Raw genomic sequence first — 25,031 nt, 5'->3', positions numbered from 1 at the left:
ATTCAACGTGTCCTTGGATCAAAAATGCGATAAAGCAAATCAGAAAATAAATTAATGGCGACAAAGATAAATCCTACAAGTAAAGTACACCCTACAACTGCATTCATATCTCCGGCTAAAAGAGCATTTGTCAAGTAATGTCCAAAACCAGGCCAAGCAAAAACTGTCTCCGTTAAAACAGCCCCTTCTAATAAAAAAGCATAAGAAAGCGCAACAACGGTAATAACCTGAACAGCAGCATTCTTAAAGGCATGTCCCCATACCGTTCGTGCCCACGATAACCCCTTTACACGTGCAGTAATGATATATTCCTGATTAAGCTGCTCAATCATAAACCCACGAGTCATACGGCTAATATAAGCCATAGCACCGAAAGCTAAGATCAAAGCAGGCATAATAATGTGACTAAAAACATTACCAAAAGCCTCCCATTGTCCTTGGCTTGCAGTATCCCAAAGGAAAAATCCTGTTTTTGGTTCGAAAGAATATTCATAAAGAAAATCAATACGTCCTGGACCACCAACCCAGCCAAGCTTGGCGTAAAATATTAACAAAGCCATTAAACCGAGCCAAAACGTTGGAGTAGAATAACTTACAAGTGTAAAAACACGAACAACATAATCAATAAATGAATCGCGATACATTGCTGCAAAAACACCAAATGGAATTCCAAGACTTGTGCCAATAACAATAGCAACGGTTGCAAGCTCTAATGTTGCAGGAAATACACGCATAATATCAGCTAGAACAGGACGCCCAGAAGTTAAAGCATCTCCAAAGTCAAATAAAAATACATTATGAAGATACTTCCAATATTGAACAATCAACGGCTTATCAAGACCCAGCTTATAATACATTGCATCATAAGCTTCCTGACTGATATTATCACCAAGAATAGACAGAACTGGATCTAGAGGAAGAAGATGACCAAGAAAAAAAGTGATCGTCACCAACCCAAGCAATGTGATAAAAACTGAAATAAGAAGTTTCAATCCTTTGCATAAAAAATCCCATAAAAATAATCTTTTCTGCTTTTCTGATACAGCTCTTTCAGTCTCTGAAAGTGGCAAAACCATTATAAAAATCCCCTCTGTAGCGACAAAACATAAAGCAAATACCTTTTTTTATATAACGAAACAACCTCTTATTAAGCATGTTTTACAATCCTTCTCTATAACATGCTTCTTTTTATTTTTCTGCTTTATTGTAATAAAGTCTATAACTGTTCCAAATCCATTTTTTGACATCAGGTCCCATACCAACGGTATAATATGTCTGAAATAAATAAACCATAGGACCATGCTCTAGCACATAATGCTGTAAAGTACGATATTGCATGATACGCTTATTGGGGTCTTTCTCAAACAAAGCATCCATCACCATGTTATTAATATTTTCATCATAATACCCAGCGCGCCAAGCCAAATACATATTGTGCTTTTTTGTAAATGTTGGATCAGGATTAAACACGTGATTTAATGAGGCAGGATGTCCATCAGGATCGGCACTCCCCCACCCCATAATAGCAGTATCATAATTTCCACCACGTACACGGCTCAACAATTGATTTTGTGCCATTTTTTCAATTGTCAGCTCAACACCAATTTTACGTGCATTGGCTTGGATAGACTGTGCAACAGACGACATATAACTAAGGCTTCCAACTAAAAGATTAGCTTTAAAACCGTTCGGATAACCAGCCTCAGTAATTAACTGTTTTGCTTTTTTCAAATCCAACTTAAAAGGCAGACCTTCTTTTTCATCCAAAGCACCAGGAACACCCAAGGACATATAAGTTGCCCGCGGAATAGCAATCCCCTTCAAAACAGTTTTTCCAAGACCTTCATAATCAACCAAATAACGAAGTGCCAATCTAACCTTTTCGTTTGCAAAAATTGCATTCTTATTATTTAATGATAGATAAATAATCTGGGGGCGCAAAACACGACTAATTTTGACTGGGCCTCCCTTTTTTTCAAGATCTAAAATATCCTCTGAAGAAAGATCACGCGCTATATCCACATCACCTTTTTCCAAAAGAAGTCTTTGACTTGATGAATCTGCTACGTGCTGCACAACAATCTTCTTAATTTTAGGCACATCGCCCCAATAATGCTGTGTAGCCTCTAATACAACTTTATCTCCTGGAGACCAGCTCACCAATTTATAAGGTCCAACACAAGCCGAATGTGTCGCTAAATATTTATTCCCCATATCACCGTTAATACTCTGCGCTTCAATTGTTTTCCGATCAAGCAAAGCAGAAGCATAAGACTGTCCAATAACAGTCAATATGAGCTGAATAGGGTAGGGTTTATCTAATTTTAATTGCAAAGTCTTATCATCAAGAGCTTGAATATTTGTTTCAACATTGTTTTTAGTAAACCCATAATCCATTAAAGATTGGGCATAGCTCAATCCTAATTTAATAATCCGCCGCATCGACCATACCAAATCTTGCGCCGTTGCTGTTCTTCCATCATTAAACTTTAAATCATCACGAAGATGAAAAACTATTCTTTTGCCATTATCTAAAACATCCCAAGATTTTGCCATAGCAGGGCGAATTTTTGTAGGATCATGCTCATCATATTGTACTAACGCGCTACAAATATTCGTCAATAACTCACTCGTCACGACTTCAACAGTTTGCGCTGGGTCAAAACTACTCATTGAATCAATATTCCATGCCATCACCAATATATCTTTAGATGAAGCACTAAATGCTGATGCTATAGCCCCATTTAAAAAAGCTGTTATGCCTAATAAAACAGAAAATTTTTTCAACATTTTTTTCCCATTTTTTTTCCTATTATATTCTTATGCCTTTTCACACATAGCTGTTGTGATTTTTCTCTTTCATCTTTTAAACAGCATAGTATCAAACATCAACTTTATTTAATCAAACTAAGCATCTATAAAATAATTCTCTCATACATCAATCTATATTCGGGATGCAGAGAATCTGTAGCCACAAACAAAGATCTTGTCCAATATAACTTTCTATATTCATCCCCCTTAATAAACGACCTCCATCATATACAGCACAAACATCCCTCACAGTTTCATCCTTTAAGAAACTGAAGGACTTTTATATGAAAGAATATTTTCATCATGCAATTATGATCAAGCTATTTTACCTTTGACAACACCAAAAGACACTTTTATTTTTCAATTTTACTATAAAAAATACGCGGTGCACTATTCCAAACCCATTTTTTGACATCCGGTGTCATCGCGACAACGCTATATTGCTGGTAAATAAACGCATAAGGTCCTTTTTGCATAAGTTCACGTTGTAAATCAGCATATATTTGCGCCCGTTTTTGCGGATCTTTTTGAAACAAAGCATATTCAACTTTTTGATTCATCTTGGCATCAAAATACCCATGCTTCCAACTAGGATAGGCAGTGTTTCTAGCCTCAAACCGATTATCTGGATTATAAACAAGACGTGAAGCCATTGTATGAGGATCCGCAGAATCATTATTCCATCCGACAAAAGCCGTATCAAAAGCCCGTGCATTCACTTTTGAAAACAACTGTGTACCTGCCACACGTTCAATTTTAAGACGCACACCCGCCTGCGCAGCACTATCTTGGAGTGACTGAGCAAGTAATAAAGTATAAGGAGTGTTTGATACGAGAAAATTTGCCTCAAATCCGTTCGGATAACCGGCCTCTGCTAAAAGCTGCTTGGCTTTTTGAATATCAAGCTTAAAGGGTTGCCCTTCTTTTTCATCTAAAGCCCCAAAATTGCCAAGAGGAATAAAACTTGCCCGTGGAATACCAATCCCTTTGAGAAGCTTCTTGCCAAGACCTTCATAATCTATAAGATAACGCATCGCCAAGCGCACTTTTTCCTTAGCAAAAATGGAATTCGTCGTATTGAATCCCCAATACATCATGGTTGGCACCAACACTTTTTCAACTTTAACATCTGTTGTTTTTTGCAGATCTGCAAGATCTTCAGGTGTCAAATTACGAGCAACATCAATATCATGTTTTTGCAACAACAAGCGCTGTGTTCCAGGCTCCGCAACATGGCGAATTACAATCTGCTTTAGTTTAGGTGCTTGTCCCCAATAATGAGAGCTTGCACGCAATAAAATCGCTTCTCCAGGGCGCCAACTTTTTAACTGATAAGGACCAACGCAAGCAGCATGAGTTTTCAAATACTGATTTCCCAAATCACCATTTTTTTCGTGTTTCATGATCGTCTTACGATCAAGCAAAGCTGTTGCACGACTCGCAACAACATTATTCAGAATGAGCTCTGCTGGATAAGGCTTATCAAATTTCATCACCACTGTTTTCTCATCAACAGCTTGCAAAGCATCATTAACATTTTGTTCTGTAATTCCATATTCATTAAAAATTGCTGCATTAGCCATCTGCAATTTGACAATCCGCTTCATACCCCAAACAAGATCATTGGCATTGGCTGATCTACCATCGTTAAACTTTAAACCATCACGCAAATGAAAGGTAATCACCGTACTGTGATCATCACCTGAAACATCCCAATGAGTTGCTAAAGACGGAACTATTTTTGTTGGATCATCTGTCGCAGTACTGACCAAATTATCACAAACATTTCCAATAATTTCACTTGCATAAACATCATTGCTTTGGGCAGGATCAAATGTACTGATTGCATCAAGATTCCAAGCCATCACAAGAGTATTAGCCGGTGTTTTTGCTGAAACCTGTTGTACAACTACTCCCAGTGCCACAAGAGCAGCAACAAGAGAGCTGCTACTTTTCAATATTGTTTTCTTCGAGTTCATAAACGTTTCCCTTTATTTATTTTTTATTAATTAATGACGCTGAAATAACATGGCAAATTTATAATTATACACATTGAACAAATACATTCTAATCGCCTATACAGAGTCATCTACTTTATAAATTCATTGACTTACATCTCAATCAAACCATAGCGAACATGAAATATATGTTTTGCTAACCAGTATCACATTCTTTCATAACCTTTCTTTGCATACGATAATGCCGTATACCAGCCCCATTAATCATCAAAACGATAAGCCTTGTAGCCCCCAAAATGGTAAGCTTTTAAAAAAATCATTGCGCAAAAATTTATGAATTCACCATTCTATTCCTTTAGGCGGTATTTAAAATAAAATATGCAAACTTTAAAAATCGTCATTCTCCTCAAACACTCAATTTCAAGATGCGGTGCATCTTTACTACATGATCAAAACTGCACTAAAATAGCAGAAAGGCATAAGAAAAGATCTTTTCTAAAACTCTATCCCCCCCCCACAAAAATCTGCTTAATCTTTTGAAAACCAAGTGTCAAAAGCTTTACGTTTTTACCAACAAAACCAAACACGTTAACAAAAACAAAGAAACAATGAGAATAATCACCCCTTCCAAGCTTTGTCTTTTGAGAGATAAAGCTTGCAATAAAAGAATACACACTAAAATGCACTTCTCTATTGATAAAAACAAAATTCATCAGACCACCCCCCAAAGACATAACGAATATAAACCCTTCTAAACTTTAGTGCGCATCATTGCTTTACCACTATAAAAATAGAACAGAAAACAACATACTGCAACAAAACTCTTGTTTCCAGCAGAAACATACAGAGATTCAACTAAGCAATGTAGTGGATACAAGCCTGCCTGAGCTTAATCACCTTCCCAAAAATGGAGCGCACACGCGGCAAGATCACTCTCTAATAAGAGAAAACTATCAGATAATAAAACCCAACACAAGCAGCTTGAGTCATTTAACTTTAATTTTTCATCGCTGCATTTTATTTTTATTGCCTAGGTAAGTATTGGACAATCGACCTACACACAAATAAACCAACTACCATACAACCAAAGTAAAATATAACAATGCAACAACAGCACGCCCTCTAAAAACCACTTTGCATTCGTCAATAAACATGAATAAAATATTCATTACTTATTATAACGGTCATGTCTATTAACAGAAATAAAAACACCTCTTCTGAACCATTTCAAATGCCAAAGACTGTTGCACAACATTGAACGCTCGTAAAGTGTGTGATGGTGCCGATTTGCTCCGTCATAAGCGTGAAGATGGAGTGCACAATGGATTAACTATTATACCATTCATGGGCTGCGTCGCAAAATGGGCTTTGATACACTAGATGTTTCTTTAAAACATACAAGACATTACCATTATCTAACTTCAGATACATGACAGTTAAGGTATCACTCCTTTTTGCATCTATTTTTTCATCCTCAAAATTATACCTTTATCGTTTTGAGTGCCAACAATAGTAGGAAATCGTTGATATTGTATAGTTTATATATTTTAATTATCTTATACAGTGGAGTTGTATAATCTATACATTTATTAAACAATTCAATTATTATCCTATTGATCATTACCCTTACAAAAGAACGTTGGCTAATTTATCGACAAAAACATCCTTCAAGATGATCATTAACAATCCCTACGGACTGCATAAAAGCATAACAAATTGTGGGACCAATAAATGTCCAGCCACGTTTCTTCAAGTCTTGAGAAAGACGAAGAGAAGCAGGGGTTGTAGGATGAGCCGACAGTGTTTGAAAGTCTATCTTTTCATAACGCTCTGATTGTGGTGGCTGAAAAGACCAAAAATAGCGGGACAAGCTCCCCCACTCTGTTATAATTTCCTGTGCTCTAAGTGCATTATTAAGCACTGATTGAATTTTTCTTTGATGGCGAACAATGTCTTTATTCTGCATTAACATTTGCACCTTTAGCTCATCATAATGAGCAATCTTTTCAAAGTCAAAGTGATCAAATGCAATGCGAAAAAAAGAGCGTTTTTTTAAAATTGTAAACCAAGAAAGCCCCGCTTGGAAACCTTCAAGACAAATTTTTTCAAACAAACAGATATCCTCAAAAACAGGTTTTCCCCATTCGTTATCATGATAAGCACAATAAAGTGGATCCGTTCCAGCCCATGCGCAACGAACTTTTCCATCCACTCCCTTAAGAAGACCTTCCGCAAGCATAGCATTAACCGTATTAAAAGAGAGTTCCTTGATCATCGTTTGGCGGCTTTATCTGCTTGTGTTTTGAACGTTTAGAAAAAATAGGTTCTTGTATTGCAACACTGATATCACCATCAAAAAAGCGTAAATTTATTTGCCCTGTTTCAGGAAACTGAGTCAACCGTTTAACGGGCTTATTATCTTGCCCCAAAGCCAAAACAAAACCACGCTCTAAAATATTCTGATAAGAAGTGCTTTTTAAAAGTCTGAATGCAAGCTCCATTTGGGCACGTTGTTTTTCCACACTACGCACAAAAGCACGATGAAGGCGCGCCGTATATTCCTTTGTATTGCGTTGTGCTTTTTCACTATTTAACAAACGTAGCGAAAGACGTAAACGAAGAGTATGAAAAGAAAAACATTTTTTATCGTAGCTCACACAAAGAGCACGCTGTAATCGATTTGAAATTTCATCAAAACCACGCCGTGGTAGAGCAAAAAGTTGGTCGACAGTGGGAAGACCACGTCTGGCTGCACGCAACTTTTGTTGATGAAAATCAAAAGAACGTACAAGTCCCTTGCGCAAACGTGCCCCAAGAGACGCAACACACACTTCAAGATCAAGCTTAACGGGAACAGCCTTTTCTGCAGCTCCTGTAGGAGTTGGAGCACGCCAATCAGCGACATAATCAATCAAAGTCCAGTCCGTTTCATGCCCAACAGCAGAAATAACGGGAAGAGCAGAAGCATAAACAGCACGAACAACAGCTTCATCATTAAACCCCCACAAATCTTCTAAACTTCCCCCTCCTCGTGCAACAATAATAAGATCAGGTTTTGGAATAAGTCCTCCTAGAGCAAGAGCATTAAAACCTTCAACAGCAACAGCTACCTCTCTCCCACTTGTTTCCCCCTGAACACGTACAGGCCAAACCAAAATATGTAACGGAAAACGATCGGATATACGATGAATAATATCACGAATAACAGCACCTGTTGGTGATGTGACAACGCCTATAATTCGAGGCATATAAGGCAAAGGTTTTTTCTTTGCTTCATCAAATAAGCCTTCTTCCACAAACTTTTTCTTACGATTTTCAAGAAGTGTCATCAAAGCACCAACCCCCGTTGGTTCAAGAGCCTCAATGACAATTTGATATTTCGATGATCCTGGATAAGTTGTAAGTTTACCAACAGCAACCACCTCCATCCCTTCTTCAGGAGGAAATTTGAGCTTTTCCATCACTCCACGCCAAATAACAGCTTCCAACCGTGCCTTATCATCTTTTAAAGCAAAATAAGCATGTCCCGAAGCATGAGTACCACGGTAACCTGATATCTCCCCACGCACCCGTACATAACCAAACTTTTCTTCAACAACACGCTTTAGAGCTCCTGCTATTTCGGAAACAGTAAATTCTGCCACATTTGTTATACCTGTTTTTTCACTAAACAAACTTACCATTTTTCAATTCTTTACGCCCGTTTCTGTGAATCTTTTTGAAACAACACAATCTTTAAAATTTTTATTTATAGCTTCATCAAAATACCCATAACACCGGCTAGAACAAGCTTATATTTTGAATTTCAAACCGATTATCCGAGTTATAAAAAAAGCTTGGAGCCGTTGTATGGGGATCTTCAAAGTTATTATTCCATCCGAAAGCCGTATCAATAGAAGTTAAAATGTTCAATCTTAACATCCACACAAACACATCTTTCATAAGAATTCCTGAAATAAAATTCTCTACACAACATAGTAATCCATTCCCGATAAAATTCAACGTATTGCAAAGTGTTAAAGAGCTTTGCAATACATCAAATATATCATGATCATGTTTTTTATATTTTATAAACCTGATACCTTCTTATTTTTCAATTGCACTATAAAAAATACGTGGGGCACTATTCCAAACCCATTTTTTGACATCAGGTGTCATCGCTATTGTGTGATACGTCTGATAGATAAAAGCATAAGGTCCTTTCTGCATAAATTCACGTTGCAAATCAGCATACATTTGCGCCCGTTTTTTGGGATCTTTTTGAAACAACGCATCTTGAACCTTTTGATTCATAGTTTCGTCCAAATACCCATGGCACCAACTCGCATAGCCTGTATTTTTAGCCTCAAGCCGATTATCAGGATTGTAAATAAGGCGTGAAGCCATTGTATGAGGATCCGCAGAATCATTATTCCATCCGAAAAAAATAGTATCAAAAGTACGTGCAGATAGTTTTGAAAATAACTGCGTGCCCACAAAACGTTCAATTTTAAAACGTACCCCAACCTTTTTTGCATTGTCTTGAAGGGACTGAGCAATAGGCAAAGCAAAAGGATAAGGAGAAGTACCAGCAAAAATACTGGCCTCAAAACCATCCGGATAACCTGCCTCTGTTAAAAGTTCCTTTGCTTTTTGGAGATCAAGTTTAAAGGGTTGTCCTTCTTTTTCATCCAAAGCCCCAAGATTACCAAGAGGAATAAAACTTGCACGTGGAACACCAACATCTTTGAGAAGAGTTTTACCGAGTCCTTCATAGTCAATAAGATAGCGCATCGCTAAACGCACTTTTTCATTGGCAAAAATAGGATTTGTCACATTGAAACCCCATATGATCACGGATGGCTCTAACACTCTTTCAACTTTAATATCCGTTGTTGCTTGGAGATCTGCCAAATCCTCTGGCATTAGATTACGTGCAACATCGATATCGTGTTTTTGCAACAATAAACGTTGTGTTCCAGGCTCCGCGACATGGCGAATTAAAATCTTCTTCAATTTAGGCGCCTCACCCCAATAATTGGAGCTTGCACGCAATAAAATCCCTTCTCCAGGACGCCAACTCTCTAACTGATAAGGACCAACACAAGCAGAATGGCTTGCCAAATACCGGTTTCCCATATCACCATTTTTTTCGTGTTTCATGAGTGTCTCACGATCAAGCAAAGAAAGAGTACGACTAGTGGCAAAATGGCTAAGAATGAGCTCTGCAGGATAAGGTTTATCAAATTTCATCACCACTGTTTTGTCGTCCGGTGCTTGAAAAGCCTCATCAACATTCTGTTCTGTGATACCATATTCATTAAATGTCGCCGCAGTAGCCATCTTCAATTTAACAACCCGCTTCATGCTCCAAATTAGATCATTGGCATTCGCAGGACGACCATCATTGAACTTCAAACCATCACGCAAATGAAAAGTAATCACCGTACGCTGATCATCACTTGAAACATCCCAACTCTTCGCCAAAGAGGGAACAAGTTTAGCTGCATTATCTTTAGCTGGTTCAACTAAATTATCACAAACATTGACAAGAACTTCATTACCATAACGGTCATTAATTTGTGCGGGATCAAATGTACTTATTGAATCAAGATTCCAAGCCATCACAAGCGTATCGGCAGGTGTTTTTGCTGAAACTTGTTGCACCAAAATCCCCAGTGCAATAACAGCAGAAACAAAAGCACTGCTCCCTTTCAATATTTTTCCTTTCAAGTTCATAGACTTTTCCTTTTAAAATTTATTGTATAAGTTCTCCATGCAACAATAACGTGCAAGAAATAATAAGATTAGACTTAGAAAACATACCTCCTCGAAATAAAATTAAAAACTCAACAGAAAACGATCTGATATAAAACGAAGGTATTAGGCATAACAGCATCTGTTGGAGATATCACAGTGCTTACAATTTGGGACATATCAGGCAAAGTTTCCTTTTGCTTTATCAATCAGACCTTTTGCTTCAAATTTCTTTTTTGATTTTCTAAAAAGTGTCGCGAAAACACCACCTCCGGTTACTTCAAGAGCCTCAATAAAAATTTGATATTTTGATGATTTTGAATGAATTGTAATTTGCTGAAATTGATTATTTACCCTCCTTCTCAAGAGAAAATTTGAATTTTTGCATCACTCCCCATAAAATAATACCCTCCAATTGCGGAGTGTTATCTTTCAAAACAAAAGGAATCATAACATAGGCATCATAAAAAACTGATATTTCTCTTCACCTCCACACCAAAACTTTTCTTCAATATTGCAAAGTCTTTTCTCCTTTAGCAATGCTAAATGCCACAACATCTGTTGTACTAATTTTTTCAGCAAATGAATTGACCACTTTTCAATTCATGGGAGTTGAAATATTAAGTCTTAAACATCCAAGAAAACACATCTTTAATGAGAATAAAAGATCTCTTTTGAAATAGAAATCTTGAAAAGACACTCAGCAATATATCCTCTATTATTCACAATCTTCAACGTATTGCAAAGCATTTAAGAACTTTGCAATACGTCAAATATATCATGATCATGTTTTTTATATTTTATAAACCTGATACCTTCTTATTTTTCAATTGCACTATAAAAAATACGTGGGGCACTATTCCAAACCCATTTTTTGACATCAGGTGTCATCGCTACAGAAACATATGTCTGATAAATAAAAGCATAGGGTCCTTTCTGCATAAATTCACGTTGCAAATCAGCATACATTTGCACCCGTTTTTGGGGATCTTTTTCAAACAACGCATCCTTAACCTTTTGATTCATACTTTTATCAAAATACCCATGGCACCAACTAGCGTAGCCTGTATTTTTTGCCTCAAACCGATTATCAGGATTGTAAATAAGACGTGAAGCCATTGTATGGGGGTCCGCAGAGCCATTATTCCATCCGAAAAAAATCGTATCAAAACCACGCGCATAAAATTTTGAAAACAACTGCGTACCTACAAAACGTTCAATTTTAAAATGTACCCCAATCTTTTTTGCGTTGTCTTGGAGAGACTGAGCAATAGGCAAAGCAAAAGGATAAGGAGATGCCCCTGCAAAAATATTGGCCTCAAAACCATCCGGATAACCTGCCTCTGTTAAAAGTTCCTTTGCTTTTTGGAGATCAAGTTTAAAGGGTTGTCCTTCTTTTTCATCTAAAGCCCCAAGATTACCAAGAGGAATAAAACTTGCACGGGGAATACCAACATCTTTGAGAAGGGTCTTACTGAGTCCTTCATAATCAATAAGATAGCGCATCGCTAAACGCACTTTTTCCTTAGCAAAAATAGGGTTCGTCGTATTAAAACCCCATATAATCATGGAGGGCGCCAACACTTTTTCAACCTTAATATCCGTTGTTGCTTGGAGATCTGACAAATCCTCTGGCATCAGATTACGTGCAACATCGATATCGTATTTTTCCAATAATAAACGTTGCGTTCCAGGCTCCGCAACATGGCGAATTAAAATCTTCTTCAATTTAGGCGCTTCCCCCCAATAATTGGAGCTTGCACGCAATAAAAGAGCTTCTCCAGGACGCCAACTCTCTAACTGATAAGGACCAACACAAGCAGAATGACTTGCCAAATACCGGTTTCCCATATCGCCATCTTGTTCGTTTTTCATGAGTGTCTCACGATCCAGCAAGGCAGCAGTGCGATTAGTGGAAATATTGCTAAGAATGAGCTCTGCAGGATAAGGTTTATCAAATTTCATCACCACCGTTTTGTCGTCCGGTGCTTGAAAAGCCTCATCAACATTTTGTTCTGTAATCCCATATTCATTAAATGTTGCCGCATTGGACAATTTCAATTTCACAACCCGCTTCATACCCCAAACAAGATCATTGGCATTGGCTAATCTACCATCGTTAAACTTTAAACCATCGCGCAAATGAAAAGTAATCACCGTACTCTGGTCATCACTTAAAACATCCCAACTCTTTGCCAAAGAAGGAACCATTTTAGCTGCATCATTTGTAGCAGAAACGACCAAATTATCACAAATATTATTAACCACTTCAATTCCATAACGGTCATTGAGTTGTGCAGGGTCAAATGTACTTATTGGATCCAGATTCCAGGCCATTACAAGCGTATCGGTAGGTGTTTTTGCTGAAACTTGTTGCACAAACATCCCCATTACAAAAACAGCAGAAACAAAAGAACAGCTCTTTTTCAATATTTTTCTTTTCACGTTCATAGACTTTTCCTTTTAACGTTTATTGTATAAATTCCCCATGCAGCAAAACGTGCTTAATAATTAAGTTTAGACGAACTATAGGCTCCTAAAGACCAAGCTTTAAAATCTTCAAGAACAAGCACCTCTTGCCAATGACTCCTCCTGCCTACACTTACAAGCCAAACCAAAACATACAAAGGAAAACACTCTGATATATAATGAACGCTCACCAACAACAGAGCTTATCCACGATATCATAACGCCTACTATTGAAGACTATAAAACCAATATTTTTTCTCTATCTTGTTCAGCAAGCTTGTCTCTTATTTCTTCCGGCGTTTTGCATACCATCAAAGCACTAGCCCTTTCGGCTCAAGTACCTTAATAACAAAGAGCTTTCATAATAATTTGACGATTTGATAAAACAGGAAAATTCGTTAGTTTGCTAAGTGCAACGACTTTTATTCCTTCTTCAAAAGGAAATTTGATTGTTTTTCATCACTCCCCGTAAAATAACTCCCTCCAATTGGCATCTCATCATCTTTCAAAGCAAAAGAAAATATGAACACCATAAAAAACTGATACCCCTTGTGTACCCACCATAACAAAACTTTCTTTCAACATCGCAAAACCTTTGCACCTTTAGCACTACTAAATTCCGCGACATTTGTTACACTTAGTTTTTTATGTTACACTCAGCTTTTTAACAAATAAATTGACCACTTTTCAATTCAGAGAAATTGAAATATTCAATCTTAACATCCACACAAATACACCTCTAATGAGAATGAAAAATCTCTTTAAACGAATGTCTTGAAAAGACATTCAACAATATATCACGCATTACCTATGATCTTCGACGTATTGCAAAGCTTAAAAATTTATACAATACGCCGAATATATCAAGACGATGTCCTTTATCTATTGAACACCATTGAAGACACGCTTATTTTTCAATTTTACTATAAAAAATATGCGGTGCACTATTCCAAACCCACTTTTTGATATCCGGTGTCATCGCGACGACGCCATATTTCTGATAGATAAACGCATAAGGTCCTTTTTGCATAAGTTCACGTTGTAAATCAGCATATATTTGCGCCCGTTTTTGTGGATCTTTTTGAAACAACGCATCTTCAACTTTTTGATTCATCTTGGCATCAAAATATCCATGCTGCCAACTAGGATAAGCTGTATTTTTTGCCTCAAACCGATTATCTGGATTATAAACAAGACGTGAAGCCATTGTATGAGGATCCGCAGAATCATTATTCCATCCGACAAAAGCCGTATCAAAAGCCCGTGCATTCACTTTTGAAAACAACTGTGTACCTGCCACACGTTCAATTTTAAGACGCACACCCGCCTGCGCAGCACTATCTTGGAGTGACTGAGCAAGTAATAAAGTATAAGGAGTGTTTGATACGAGAAAATTTGCCTCAAATCCGTTCGGATAACCGGCCTCTGCTAAAAGCTGCTTGGCTTTTTGAATATCAAGCTTAAAGGGTTGCCCTTCTTTTTCATCCAAAGCCCCAAGATTGCCAAGAGGAACAAAACTTGCCCGTGGAATACCAATCCCTTTGAGAAGTTTCTTGCCAAGACCTTCATAATCTATAAGATAACGCATCGCCAAGCGCACTTTTTCCTTAGCAAAAATGGGATTCGTCGTATTGAATCCCCAATACATCATGGATGGTTCTAACACTTCTTTGATTTTAACATCTGTTGTTTTTTGCAGATCTGCAAGATCTTCAGGTGTCAAATTACGAGCAACATCAATATCATGTTTCTGCAACAACAAGCGTTGTGTTCCAGGCTCCGCAACATGGCGAATTAAAATCTGTTTTAGTTTAGGTTCTTGTCCCCAATAATGAGAGCTTGCACGCAATAAAATCGCTTCTCCAGGGCGCCAACTTTTTAACTGATAAGGACCAACGCAAGCAGCATGAGTTTTCAAATACTGATTTCCCAAATCACCATTTTTTTCGTGTTTCATGATCGTCTTACGATCAAGCAAAGCTGTTGCAGGACTTGCAACAATATTATTAAGAATGAGCTCTGCTGGATAAGGCTTATCAAATTTCATCACCACTGTTTTCTCATCAACAGCTTGCAACGCATCATCAACATTTTGTTCTGTAATTCCATATTCATTAAAAATTGCCGCATTACCCATCTTCAATTTGACAACCCGCCTCATACCCCAAACAAGATCATTGGCATTGGCTGGCTTGCCATTATTAAACTTCAAACCATCACGCAAATGAAAGGTAATCACCGTACTGTGATCATCACCTGAAACATCCCAATGAGTTGCTAAAGCGGGAACCATTTTAGCAGGATCATCTGTCGCAGTACTAACTAAGTTATCACAAACATTGCGAACAATTTCACTTCCATAAACATCCGTGAGCTGCGCAGGATCAAACGTACTGATTGCATCAAGATTCCAAGCCATCACAAGGGTATCAGCCGGTGTTTTTGCTGAAACCTGTTGTACAACTACTCCCAGTGCAATAAGAGCAGCAACAAGAGATCCGCTACTTTTCAATATTTTTCTTTTTAAGTTCATAGACTTTTCCTTTTAAAGTTTATTGTATAAATTCCCCACGCAACAAGAATGTGCAAAATAATAAAATTAGACAAACCATAGGCTCTGAGAGATAACGTTTTAGAACTTTCAAATAACATCACTTATCAACCACTCCTCCTGCCCATAGTCCCCCCCCAATATGCACCGAAAAACAATCTAATATATGATGAATGACATAACCCATCACCAATTATTGATGATATTACAACGTCTACCATTGAAGGCTATAAGACAAAGATTTCTTCTCTCTTGTCGGACAAGTTCAGCTCTTCTTCACTCTAGCGTTTTTATGCCATCAAAGGACAATCCCCTGTTAGCTCAAAAACCTTAATAACAAAGAGCCTTCATAATAATTTGATATTTCAACAAAACAGAAAAATTTGCCCATCGCCCAACATCAACCACCTCTACCCCTTCTGCAAAAGGAATTTTGGATTTTTCCATAATTCCCCACTAAATAACAGCTTCTCATTATATCTTATTTCCAAATAAAAGGAGCACGGGCACCACAAACCTCTGACATTCCCTCACGCGTTCGTACATAACAAAACTTTTTTCAATATTGTATTTTAAATACCTTTGCTCCTTTAACAACACTCAATTCATTGCTTGCATTTTTTCAGAAAAAAATCTTTTCAATGACTAAGGTTGAAATACCTAAATATAATACCTATATAAGCACACCCTTATCAGAATAGATAGTCTTTTTTTAAGTAAACTGTCTTGAAATATTATTTCTATACACAACAACAATAAGTCGGTTACAAAATCTTCAACGAACAAAAACTCTCACCCTGACGCGGAATATCGAAACGTTATAAAATTTCTCTACAAATTCTCAGAAACAAAAGGATACCCCTTCATTTCATTAAATGAAGCGCCCTGAAAATATCGCGAAAATGCAATAAAATACGCGTATATTTCAAAAAACAGCACTGTTATTACACCAGTACTAAGGTAATGAACTTAAAAAAGTAAGAAAAAATAAAAAATGTTTTTCTTTTATGCTAGTAACATTGCTGTACTATGATAATATAATAAAAAACACGATCTTCGAAAGTATATTAAAATGAACCGAAAGAAAAAGTTGTTAAATTCTTCTCATGCGTTTCTTGGAGGAACATTAAACCGTGCTAGTCTAAAATTGCTTATCCTTTCATTCTTCATTGGCATCGTAATGAATTTTTTGGGATGGACACCTCGAAACCTCATACAAAGAATAGTAGATTTTTTTCAATCACTATGGAAAGCAGGATTTATAACGCTTACAAATTTCTTTCATATAACTATGACGGGAGCTATTGTTGTTGTACCTATTTTTCTTATCTTACGAATTTTTCATAAAAAATAAAAGCCTTAACATTTTCCTTGCGCTAATCTTTTCGAAAAATCAAACGACATAAAAATCCTGTAGTAATAGCAATAATCACTGCAACAATACCATATAAAAAACGATACTTGTGCGCTGCATAAAAAATTGTATAAGCGATATGTGCTTTAACAATTTCAAGAGTCGTTGTTGCACTATCAATAAACTGTCCATCACGAAAAAGATAAGCACGAACTTTATAATGTCCAACAGGAATATTTGCTGGCAAACGAAAATGTGCTGTGAAAAGTGTGTCAGAACCAAAACGAACACCACCTACTTCCTCGTAATAAAGGCTTTTAGCTTTTTGCAATTTTATAAGTTCATCGCGAAAGATTTGTATTTTTTTCTGGTCTTGTTCATCCGTCTGTAATGGCAAATAGAGTAATCCTAACCCCAAGCGTTTATAATCTTCAATGCTCGTAATATCATCAATTTCACGTGTTGTGACCATAGAGTAAAAAAGAGGAACCTTTTTAAAAATAAGAGAATCTGTATTAACCCATACACCGGCATTGCGTTTTTTTTCTCGCATCACCATTGTCCGATCTTGTCCCTCCAAGCTTACAACAATATCATAACGGTTTTGTCGAGAATATAACGGATCAATATTTTCCAAAACACCAGCAATATAAAGATCACGACCAGCAAAATTTGCATCCACAGTAATCGTATTCGTTGTTACGATAATTTGGACAGTTTCGTGGTCAAGTTGATCAATGGATGTAGCTGGCGTCCCAACATGTGACCATGTAGAAAAAGAAATAAAACAAAAAAAACCTGCAATGATGTATAAAGAAAATAATCTACCCATTTTTATCTCATAAGAATATCCAGAGAGAAAAGATTATCAGGGCGTATAAATAATTGAAAAGCAAGACGCATACACACAATCAACACTAAACATGCAAGCGCCATACGCAGTTGTTCAGCCTTTAACTTCCTTCCAGCCCTTGTTCCATATTGCGCACCAATACTTCCTCCAAGCATTAACAAAAAAGCCAAGACAATATCAACGGACTGATTAGTCATACTTTGCAAAACTGTCGTGAAAGAAGACACAAATGTAATCTGAAAAAGTGAAGTCCCAATCACCACACTGGTTGGAACACGCAGAAGGTAAATCAATGCTGGTATCATAAAGAACCCCCCACCAATTCCCATAATAGAAGACAACAACCCCACAATGAGACCAATCCCTAAAACTGGAATAATGCTAACATATATCATAGATGTCCGAAAACGCATTTTTAAGGGTAAGCGATGAATCCAGTTATGTCGACCAGCAAGACGAATATTGGCTTTTCCTGCCTTACGCTTGCGCATCATATCATACCAACTTTCAACGATCATTAAGCTTCCTACACTTCCAAGAAGAATCACATAAAGAAGCGAAATCATTAAGTCTAATTGACCTAACTTTTTCAAAACAGAGAAAACCTGAATCCCGATTAAAGCCCCCCCCCCTCCTCCAATCGCCAAAAGAATACCAAGTTTAATATCGAGCGTACGTCTTCTAAAATGTGTAATTGCTCCTGTTACAGATGACGCAATCATCTGGTTAGCACCTGTTCCAACAGCAATAGCAGGAGGAATATTATAAAAAATCAATAACGGTGTGATGAGAAACCCACCACCGATTCCAAAAAGGCCTGAAAAAAAACCAGCAACGACTCCCATACCAATCAAGATCAGCATATTGAGTGACATTTCAGCAATTGGTAAATAAATACTCACTTACAGAACCTTCAAGATAATCTGAGGTTTTTTTAACAATTAGAGAATCCTTCTCCAATTATCCTCTTTTCCAATAATCTTTGTTGCGTGTTTAAAAGAATAATTCTAGTTGCTATAGCTTTCGTACAAACACGAATGCGCAATACATTTCACATCTATTAACATCAACATCATACAAATTAAAAAAAACGAGCTCCTTTTAAAAAGCTATAAAGACATAACGTTACCGCTACCACAAATACAACGGTTAAAAAACAAAGAACACTTTTTTTTACCAAATAAGATGAAAACGAGACATGTTCCCGAGACTGCGCCTTTAAAGAAGAAAAACCATTCTCACTGCAATGATTAGATACCTGAACACCCATCATACCCTTTTCTTCTATCACAGCACGCTTCACTACTCCCTTATCCTTTTTAAAAGAAGGTTTCAGAGCATCACTGGGCAAAGAACTTCTATTTTCTTGCTGCAACGTATTTTCAACATTTGTTTGGAGTGGAATTATACCGTTTTGTTTCGAAAAATTTTGCATCTTTTGAAAGAATAAACGTTCTTGATTTTCCTGACATTCCATATGAGCAAGTTTTTGTACAACAGAATCAGGTGATTTTGAACGAGATACCCGTCGTGTTACCGCTTCTTCTTCTAAGCTTTTTTTTTCACTCTGCAAACTTTTAACAATTGTTTTAATCTGCTCTAAAGACTCAAAAAGCTTTTTTTCTCTTTGACAACGTATATAATGTTCAGCCAAAATAGCTCGACTAATATCATCTAAGTAAGATTTAAAATGCTCTTCTACAGAACTCTGCTGCATCAAAGAACGGGGCGGATGCTTCATTTGCATTTGCGTATAAACGGTGCGTAATTTTTGAGCAATATCCGACATCGTTACTTCTACAGAAGTATCCATTCTTTCTTTCTGTTCAACAAAAGAAAAGAATTTACCATTCCTAACCTGATTGGTCGCCTGATCGATCGTATGACCCTTCGTATTCACAAACGCCTACCCCTCATTAATCTTTTTGAAAAGAATCGCAACAAATGATGAGATAGTGTGCTCTATTTTAGTAAATAGAGCTTTAAGAACTCCTAAAAACTTTTTTGTTAGAAATATTTTCCCCAATCTTTATCCAAAATATTTGTTTGAAAGACAGATCTTTAATTTTTCTGTCTTCAAGATTTGAAGAGCAAAATCATTCCCCCATTTTTATCTTTTTCACTTAATTTTTCATTGTATAAAGGACCTATTGCACCATCATAAACAAAGCATAAGAAAATAAAAAAGAATATTCTCACAAGACAGATTGATTTTTTTACTTTTTATTCAAGCAAATAAGGCAATTATAGCAATGCAAAAATATGAAGATTGAAAATAACGACGAGAAAGTACAAGTAAACGTAAAAAAGCTTATATGAAAGATAACACAGGTTATAAATGAGACTTCATTCTAAACAATTTGGTTTCTTATGAGTATTGCTATAAACTTGTGGTCATACAAACAAAGAGGATCATTATGAAGATAATTGTCGCTGTCAAACGTGTTGTTGATTATAACATCAAGATACGCGTCAAACCCGATAGTACAGGTGTTGATCTGTCTCACGTAAAAATGTCTATGAATCCTTTTGATGAGATAGCCGTGGAGGAGGCTATTCGCCAGAAAGAATCCGGTAAAATTTCAGAAGTTCTTCTTGTTTCAATTGGCCCAGAAGCAGCCCAAGAAACTCTACGAACAGGACTTGCAATGGGCGCTGATCGCGCACTTCTTGTCACAACGGATAAAACACTTGAACCCTTAGCAATTGCTAAGGTTCTCAAAGCTATTGTTGATGAAGAAAAACCCGATATGGTCTTTTTAGGAAAACAAGCAATTGATGATGATAGCAACCAAACAGGACAAATGCTCGCAGCTCTTCTTGGTTGGGGACAGGCAACTTTCGCTTCACATCTTAACATAGAAAATGGGCATGCTACAGTTACTCGTGAAGTTGATAATGGAACACAAACTCTTTGTCTTCCCCTTCCCATGGTTATGACTGCCGATCTACGGCTCAATGAACCGCGTTACACCTCTCTCCCCAATATCATGAAAGCAAAAAAGAAAATCATTGAGCAAAAATCTCTTGCTGATCTTGGCATCGATACGGAAGCACGCTTAACAATTTTAAGCGTTGAAGAGCCAAAACCCCGTCAATCCGGTATTAAAGTGGCGAATGTAGTAGAGCTTGTCAGTGCGCTAAAACAAAAGAACTGCATTTAATATTCTCACCACTAGAGTAAAAGCAACACTCACATAAAAGGGCAAAAACTTATGGCAATTCTTTTATTGGCTGATCATAATACAGAAGAAACAGCAAAAGCGCTCACCGCTGCACGCGCACTCAGTAATGATATCGATATTCTGGTTTGCGGAGAAAAAATTCAAACGATAGCGGAAAATAGTGCTAAACTTAATAGTGTGCGGCAGGTTCTTATTGCAAAAGCAGACTATTTAGCCCATCAACTTGCCGAGCCTATGGCAGATACAATTCTCATGTTAGCAAATGATTATGATGTGATCATGGCTGCATCCAGCAGCACTGGAAAAAATGTGATGCCACGCGTAGCAGCCCTTCTTGATCTTATGCAAATTTCAGATATTACCGCCATTCTTTCACCCGATACCTTCAAACGACCCATTTATGCAGGCAATGTACTTGAAACTGTCCGTACCAATGATCATAAAAAAATTATAACAGTTCGCACAGCTTCTTTCACACCAACGCCTTCCCAAAATAATTCTGCTCCCATTAAAATAATAACACCAGCTCCCAATCCAAATCTTTCTTCTTTCGTAAAAGAAGAAACCAACAAAATTGATCGTCCTGATCTTACCTCTGCACGTGTTATTATATCAGGCGGGCGTGGTCTTGGTTCTCAAGAACAATTTATGGCACTTCTTCTTCCCCTTGCAAACAAATTAGATGCCGCTTTAGGTGCCAGCCGCGCAGCAGTTGATGCAGGCTACGCTCCCAATGACTGGCAAATTGGACAAACAGGAAAAGTCGTTGCCCCTGAACTCTATATCGCCGTTGGCATTTCCGGTGCAATCCAGCATTTAGCCGGTATAATGGATGCACAAATTATTGTTGCCATTAATAAAGATGAAGAAGCTCCCATCATGCAAATTGCCGATTACACCCTTGTAGGTGATCTCCACCAAATTATTCCAGAATTAGAGAAAGCTTTATAAGTTATGAATGCATTTCCGCATGACCAACGTGAAAGTATGGAGTTTGACATAGTCATTGTCGGAGCAGGACCTGCAGGGCTTTCTGCCGCAATTCGCTTTAAACAAATTAATCCTGAGCTTTCTGTTACAATTGTTGAAAAAGGGACCGAAGTTGGTGCACATATTCTCTCGGGCGCAGTTGTTGACCCCATTGGTATCGATACACTCTTACCAGAATGGAGAAATGACAACGACCATCCCTTCACAACCCCTGTCACCCAGGACCAATTTTTTTTTCTAAAGCCTCAAAAAGCGACACTATTGCCCAATATTTTGCATCCCAGAATCTTATCAAATAACGGATGTTATATCGTTTCGCTTGGGAGCGTCTGCCGCTGGCTAAGCAAAAAAGCTGAAGCGTTGGGTGTTGAAATCTATCCTGGTTTTGCAGCAACAGAGCCCATTATCCAAAAAGATAACGGAGCTATCATTGGTGTTCTCACCGGTGATATGGGGCTTAACAAAGATGGAACCCCTGGAAAAAATTATATGCCTGGTATGGCGTTATTGGCAAAATATACTCTGATTGCGGAAGGAGCACGCGGCTCAATTGCAAAACAACTGATAAAACATTTCAACCTTAGCAAAAATCGTGAACCACAAAAATTTGGTCTTGGACTCAAAGAACTCTGGGAAATTGATCCCCATAAACACCAACGCGGTTTAGTGCAACATTTCACTGGTTGGCCCTTAGACAATAATACCGGTGGTGGTGGCTTTCTTTATCACCAAGAAAACAATGTCATTTCTGTCGGTTTTGTTGTGCACTTAGATTACAAAAATCCTTATCTTTCTCCTTTTGAAGAATTTCAACGTTTTAAAACACATCCAAAACTCTATGAAATCTTCAAAGGTGCAAAACGTCTTTCCTATGGTGCACGTGTTATCAGCGAAGGAGGTTGGCAATCTGTACCAAAACTCACCTTTCCTGGTGGAGCACTTATTGGCTGCTCTGCTGGCTTTGTCAATGTTCCTCGTATCAAAGGCTCACACAATGCCATCTTATCTGGCATATTAGCTGCCGATAAAATCGCTACCGCTCTCGCGCAAGGACGTGCCCATGATGAGGTCAAAGAAATCGAAGAACAGTGGCGAAAAGGTCCCATTGGCAAAGATCTTTATAAAGTGCGAAATGCCAAACCGCTCTGGGCACAATATGGGACAAAATATGGAATTAAACTTGCCGGTTTTGATATGTGGTGGCAACAGCTGTTCGGATTTTCCTTATTTAAAACACTCCCCCACAAAAAGGAAGATTATGAATATCTTGAACCAGCAAAAAAATTTCAACCTATTGCTTACCCAAAACCAGATGGTGTTGTAACCTTTGATCGCCTTTCAAGTGTTGCCCTTTCCAATACGCACCATGAAGAAAATCAACCTTGCCATTTAAAAATAGCCTCATTAAGAAAACAAAAAGACTCCGAATATGCAATCTATGGGGCACCTTCCACACACTATTGCCCCGCCGCTGTCTACGAGTGGCTAGAGTATAATGATCATCTGACTTATATTATCAACGCTTCAAATTGCATACATTGTAAAACATGCGATATCAAAGATCCGAACCAAAATATCACTTGGACCTGTCCGCAAGGCAATGAGGGCCCCTTCTATCCCAATATGTAATGCCCCAATGTATAATCATTGTTCATTCTCCTAAAATTGAAATATACAATTAGCCTTAAACGTTTCTAAGGTACTTATTATACTGTTAAAGCTGTAGAGAATATGAAAAAATGAAATATTTTTCTGATAAGGGCTTATATTTGATCAATAACAATACAATTAGCTGTTTATGTTTCAAAACAGGCTGTTTACATTTGCTCAGAAAAACAGTTTGGATATCAATAGAATATTTGAAAGATAGGCGTTATGGAAATAGTCTAAAAAGCTTAGCTTTTAAAAGAGCACAGCCAAGCGTGAGATGGTGGCATAGGTAAAATTGTTTTTTGGTTCTCGAAGGAAAAACTTTATAGAAAATCGTGGAGCTGATAGAATATTGGTTACATCTGGAATTTGTTTTACTAAAAAAGATAACGCGGATCAAAATAGATAATAATGTTAGATTAAGACGTTAAATATGAGATTATCTTATTGTAGTGTAATCGATTATTCGAGTAAGGTAAGCCTTTATAATGATAAAAAAATGCGCTGATAAAAATGAGCCCAAATGGCTTATGGGTATGGATAAAACTCTTGTGGTGAGGGAAATTTGATGAAAAGAAAAGAGCATGTGTGAAAAAGCATATTTTATAGGTGCGCATGCTTATTCTGCACCCGTTATAGAATCAGGGCTTTATCTTGTGGCAACGCCTATCGGAAATCTTGCAGATATTACGCTTCGTGCTTTGCAAGTGCTTGCAAGAATTGATATTTTAGCGTGTGAGGATACACGGGTAACACGTATTTTGTTGGAACGTTACGGTATTCAAAAAAAAACTTTTCTCTATCATGAATATAATGCGCAAAAAGCGGGTCCGAAGCTCTTAGCGGCTTTAGCAGAAAACAAAACAGTAGCGCTTGTTTCAGATGCGGGAACACCACTTATTTCTGATCCCGGATTTCGATTGGTGGAAGAAGCCCGTAAAGCTGGTCATAAAATTATTCCTATTCCTGGAGCATCCGCTCTTTTAGCCGCTCTTATACCGACAGGGCTTCCTACTGATAGCTTTTTTTTTGCAGGTTTTTTGAGTGCACGCAAGCTACAGCGCAGAAAACGGTTGGAACAATTAAAAGAGATTCCAGCAACTTTAATTTTTTATGAATCACCGCATCGTCTTGTTGAAACTTTACAGGATATGGTCACTCTTTTTTCGGCTGATCGATCTGCTGCCATTTGTCGTGAATTAACAAAGAAGTTTGAAACAGTAGATGTTTCCAATTTAGGGAATTTGTTGGAAAATTACAGAAAACAAGCACATATTCGTGGGGAAATTGTTGTGCTTGTTGGAGAATCATCCTCTTCTTTAAATGTGATAAGTGATCAAGAAATTGATGAAATGCTATTAGAACGCGCGCAGACACATTCTGCTGCTCAAGCAGCAGCTTTGGTTGCAAAAGAGACCGGTTTTAAAAAGCAGGAACTTTTTCAGCGGTTAGTTTTTTTAAAAAATGCGTAAGA

17 protein-coding genes are annotated in these 25,031 nt (G+C 37.5%); 5 read left to right on the top strand and 12 right to left on the bottom strand.

Annotation, left to right across the window (positions count from 1 at the left end):
- Nucleotides 1–2 precede the first annotated feature (2 nt).
- The 9 genes from ACFIKD_RS06155 to ACFIKD_RS06115 all read right to left on the bottom strand — a co-directional run bounded on the left by ACFIKD_RS06155 (nt 3) and on the right by ACFIKD_RS06115 (nt 15,507).
- The gene (locus tag ACFIKD_RS06155; RefSeq protein ID WP_015856298.1) at nt 3–1,076 is read right to left on the bottom strand and encodes an ABC transporter permease; all 1,074 of its coding nucleotides are present in this window, start codon (nt 1,074–1,076) and stop codon (nt 3–5) included.
- A gap of 112 nt (nt 1,077–1,188) precedes the next feature.
- Entirely contained in the window at nt 1,189–2,790 is a 1,602-nt protein-coding gene (locus tag ACFIKD_RS06150) for an ABC transporter substrate-binding protein (protein ID WP_375647495.1), read from the bottom strand.
- Between the two features lie 374 nt (nt 2,791–3,164).
- Complete coding sequence (locus ACFIKD_RS06145; protein ID WP_375647494.1) at nt 3,165–4,790, bottom strand: ABC transporter substrate-binding protein; 1,626 nt, start codon at nt 4,788–4,790, stop codon at nt 3,165–3,167.
- Nucleotides 4,791–5,272: 482 nt separating this feature from the next.
- Nucleotides 5,273–5,482, bottom strand: a complete 210-nt coding sequence (locus ACFIKD_RS06140; protein ID WP_375647493.1) for a hypothetical protein — start codon at nt 5,480–5,482, stop codon at nt 5,273–5,275.
- A gap of 935 nt (nt 5,483–6,417) precedes the next feature.
- A complete protein-coding gene (locus ACFIKD_RS06135; protein WP_375636738.1) occupies nt 6,418–7,044 on the bottom strand; it encodes a DNA-3-methyladenine glycosylase I in 627 nt (208 codons plus the stop codon).
- Entirely contained in the window at nt 7,022–8,452 is a 1,431-nt protein-coding gene (gene xseA / locus ACFIKD_RS06130) for an exodeoxyribonuclease VII large subunit (protein ID WP_375647491.1), read from the bottom strand. The genes ACFIKD_RS06135 and xseA overlap by 23 nt, the downstream gene beginning before the upstream one ends.
- Before the next feature lie 403 nt (nt 8,453–8,855).
- On the bottom strand, nt 8,856–10,487 hold the full coding sequence (locus ACFIKD_RS06125; RefSeq protein ID WP_375647490.1) for an ABC transporter substrate-binding protein: 1,632 nt from the start codon (nt 10,485–10,487) through the stop codon (nt 8,856–8,858).
- Between the two features lie 837 nt (nt 10,488–11,324).
- Nucleotides 11,325–12,956: an ABC transporter substrate-binding protein gene (locus tag ACFIKD_RS06120; protein WP_375647488.1), complete on the bottom strand. Its 1,632-nt coding sequence runs from the start codon at nt 12,954–12,956 to the stop codon at nt 11,325–11,327.
- 925 nt (nt 12,957–13,881) lie between these two features.
- Nucleotides 13,882–15,507: an ABC transporter substrate-binding protein gene (locus ACFIKD_RS06115; protein WP_375647487.1), complete on the bottom strand. Its 1,626-nt coding sequence runs from the start codon at nt 15,505–15,507 to the stop codon at nt 13,882–13,884.
- Nucleotides 15,508–16,597: 1,090 nt separating this feature from the next.
- On the opposite strand from ACFIKD_RS06115, the gene ACFIKD_RS06110 reads away from it, so the two are divergent.
- Nucleotides 16,598–16,879: a DUF6460 domain-containing protein gene (locus tag ACFIKD_RS06110; RefSeq protein ID WP_026500288.1), complete on the top strand. Its 282-nt coding sequence runs from the start codon at nt 16,598–16,600 to the stop codon at nt 16,877–16,879.
- A gap of 22 nt (nt 16,880–16,901) precedes the next feature.
- On the opposite strand, the gene ACFIKD_RS06105 is transcribed toward ACFIKD_RS06110, so the two are convergent.
- From ACFIKD_RS06105 to ACFIKD_RS06095, 3 genes are all read right to left on the bottom strand, one after another.
- A complete protein-coding gene (locus ACFIKD_RS06105) occupies nt 16,902–17,711 on the bottom strand; it encodes a TIGR02186 family protein (RefSeq protein ID WP_375647486.1) in 810 nt (269 codons plus the stop codon).
- A 2-nt stretch (nt 17,712–17,713) separates the two neighbouring features.
- Nucleotides 17,714–18,634, bottom strand: a complete 921-nt coding sequence (locus ACFIKD_RS06100) for a sulfite exporter TauE/SafE family protein (protein ID WP_026500289.1) — start codon at nt 18,632–18,634, stop codon at nt 17,714–17,716.
- A gap of 179 nt (nt 18,635–18,813) precedes the next feature.
- The gene (locus tag ACFIKD_RS06095; protein WP_375636332.1) at nt 18,814–19,632 is read right to left on the bottom strand and encodes a hypothetical protein; all 819 of its coding nucleotides are present in this window, start codon (nt 19,630–19,632) and stop codon (nt 18,814–18,816) included.
- 517 nt (nt 19,633–20,149) lie between these two features.
- On the opposite strand from ACFIKD_RS06095, the gene ACFIKD_RS06090 reads away from it, so the two are divergent.
- The 4 genes from ACFIKD_RS06090 to rsmI all read left to right on the top strand — a co-directional run bounded on the left by ACFIKD_RS06090 (nt 20,150) and on the right by rsmI (nt 25,029).
- Complete coding sequence (locus tag ACFIKD_RS06090; protein ID WP_375636331.1) at nt 20,150–20,896, top strand: electron transfer flavoprotein subunit beta/FixA family protein; 747 nt, start codon at nt 20,150–20,152, stop codon at nt 20,894–20,896.
- Between the two features lie 51 nt (nt 20,897–20,947).
- Nucleotides 20,948–21,868 carry an electron transfer flavoprotein subunit alpha/FixB family protein gene (locus ACFIKD_RS06085; RefSeq protein WP_375647484.1) on the top strand — a complete coding sequence of 307 codons (921 nt, stop codon included), beginning with the start codon at nt 20,948–20,950 and terminating at the stop codon, nt 21,866–21,868.
- 3 nt (nt 21,869–21,871) lie between these two features.
- Entirely contained in the window at nt 21,872–23,536 is a 1,665-nt protein-coding gene (locus ACFIKD_RS06080; RefSeq protein WP_375636328.1) for a 4Fe-4S dicluster domain-containing protein, read from the top strand.
- A 605-nt stretch (nt 23,537–24,141) separates the two neighbouring features.
- Nucleotides 24,142–25,029, top strand: a complete 888-nt coding sequence (gene rsmI / locus ACFIKD_RS06075) for a 16S rRNA (cytidine(1402)-2'-O)-methyltransferase (RefSeq protein WP_375647483.1) — start codon at nt 24,142–24,144, stop codon at nt 25,027–25,029.
- Nucleotides 25,030–25,031 lie beyond the last annotated feature (2 nt).

Origin of the sequence: Bartonella sp. CR84HXZ (assembly GCF_042194535.1) — a bacterium.
GTDB classification, from domain to species: Bacteria; Pseudomonadota; Alphaproteobacteria; order Rhizobiales; family Rhizobiaceae; genus Bartonella; species Bartonella grahamii.
Note: the sequence above shows the minus strand (reverse complement) of the source record. Positions and strands in the feature narration are given on the sequence as shown.

What these genes read in the sequence shown, in the direction of transcription:
- ACFIKD_RS06110 (WP_026500288.1), top strand. Translation starts at nt 16,598, where the DNA reads ATGAACCGAAAGAAAAAGTTGTTAAATTCTTCTCATGCGTTTCTTGGA.
- ACFIKD_RS06125 (WP_375647490.1), bottom strand. Translation starts at nt 10,487, where the DNA reads ATGAACTTGAAAGGAAAAATATTGAAAGGGAGCAGTGCTTTTGTTTCT.
- ACFIKD_RS06090 (WP_375636331.1), top strand. Translation starts at nt 20,150, where the DNA reads ATGAAGATAATTGTCGCTGTCAAACGTGTTGTTGATTATAACATCAAG.
- ACFIKD_RS06155 (WP_015856298.1), bottom strand. Translation starts at nt 1,076, where the DNA reads ATGGTTTTGCCACTTTCAGAGACTGAAAGAGCTGTATCAGAAAAGCAG.
- ACFIKD_RS06135 (WP_375636738.1), bottom strand. Translation starts at nt 7,044, where the DNA reads ATGATCAAGGAACTCTCTTTTAATACGGTTAATGCTATGCTTGCGGAA.
- ACFIKD_RS06120 (WP_375647488.1), bottom strand. Translation starts at nt 12,956, where the DNA reads ATGAACGTGAAAAGAAAAATATTGAAAAAGAGCTGTTCTTTTGTTTCT.
- ACFIKD_RS06115 (WP_375647487.1), bottom strand. Translation starts at nt 15,507, where the DNA reads ATGAACTTAAAAAGAAAAATATTGAAAAGTAGCGGATCTCTTGTTGCT.
- ACFIKD_RS06080 (WP_375636328.1), top strand. Translation starts at nt 21,872, where the DNA reads ATGAATGCATTTCCGCATGACCAACGTGAAAGTATGGAGTTTGACATA.
- ACFIKD_RS06105 (WP_375647486.1), bottom strand. Translation starts at nt 17,711, where the DNA reads ATGGGTAGATTATTTTCTTTATACATCATTGCAGGTTTTTTTTGTTTT.
- xseA (WP_375647491.1), bottom strand. Translation starts at nt 8,452, where the DNA reads ATGGTAAGTTTGTTTAGTGAAAAAACAGGTATAACAAATGTGGCAGAA.
- ACFIKD_RS06085 (WP_375647484.1), top strand. Translation starts at nt 20,948, where the DNA reads ATGGCAATTCTTTTATTGGCTGATCATAATACAGAAGAAACAGCAAAA.
- ACFIKD_RS06150 (WP_375647495.1), bottom strand. Translation starts at nt 2,790, where the DNA reads ATGTTGAAAAAATTTTCTGTTTTATTAGGCATAACAGCTTTTTTAAAT.
- ACFIKD_RS06140 (WP_375647493.1), bottom strand. Translation starts at nt 5,482, where the DNA reads ATGAATTTTGTTTTTATCAATAGAGAAGTGCATTTTAGTGTGTATTCT.
- rsmI (WP_375647483.1), top strand. Translation starts at nt 24,142, where the DNA reads ATGTGTGAAAAAGCATATTTTATAGGTGCGCATGCTTATTCTGCACCC.
- ACFIKD_RS06145 (WP_375647494.1), bottom strand. Translation starts at nt 4,790, where the DNA reads ATGAACTCGAAGAAAACAATATTGAAAAGTAGCAGCTCTCTTGTTGCT.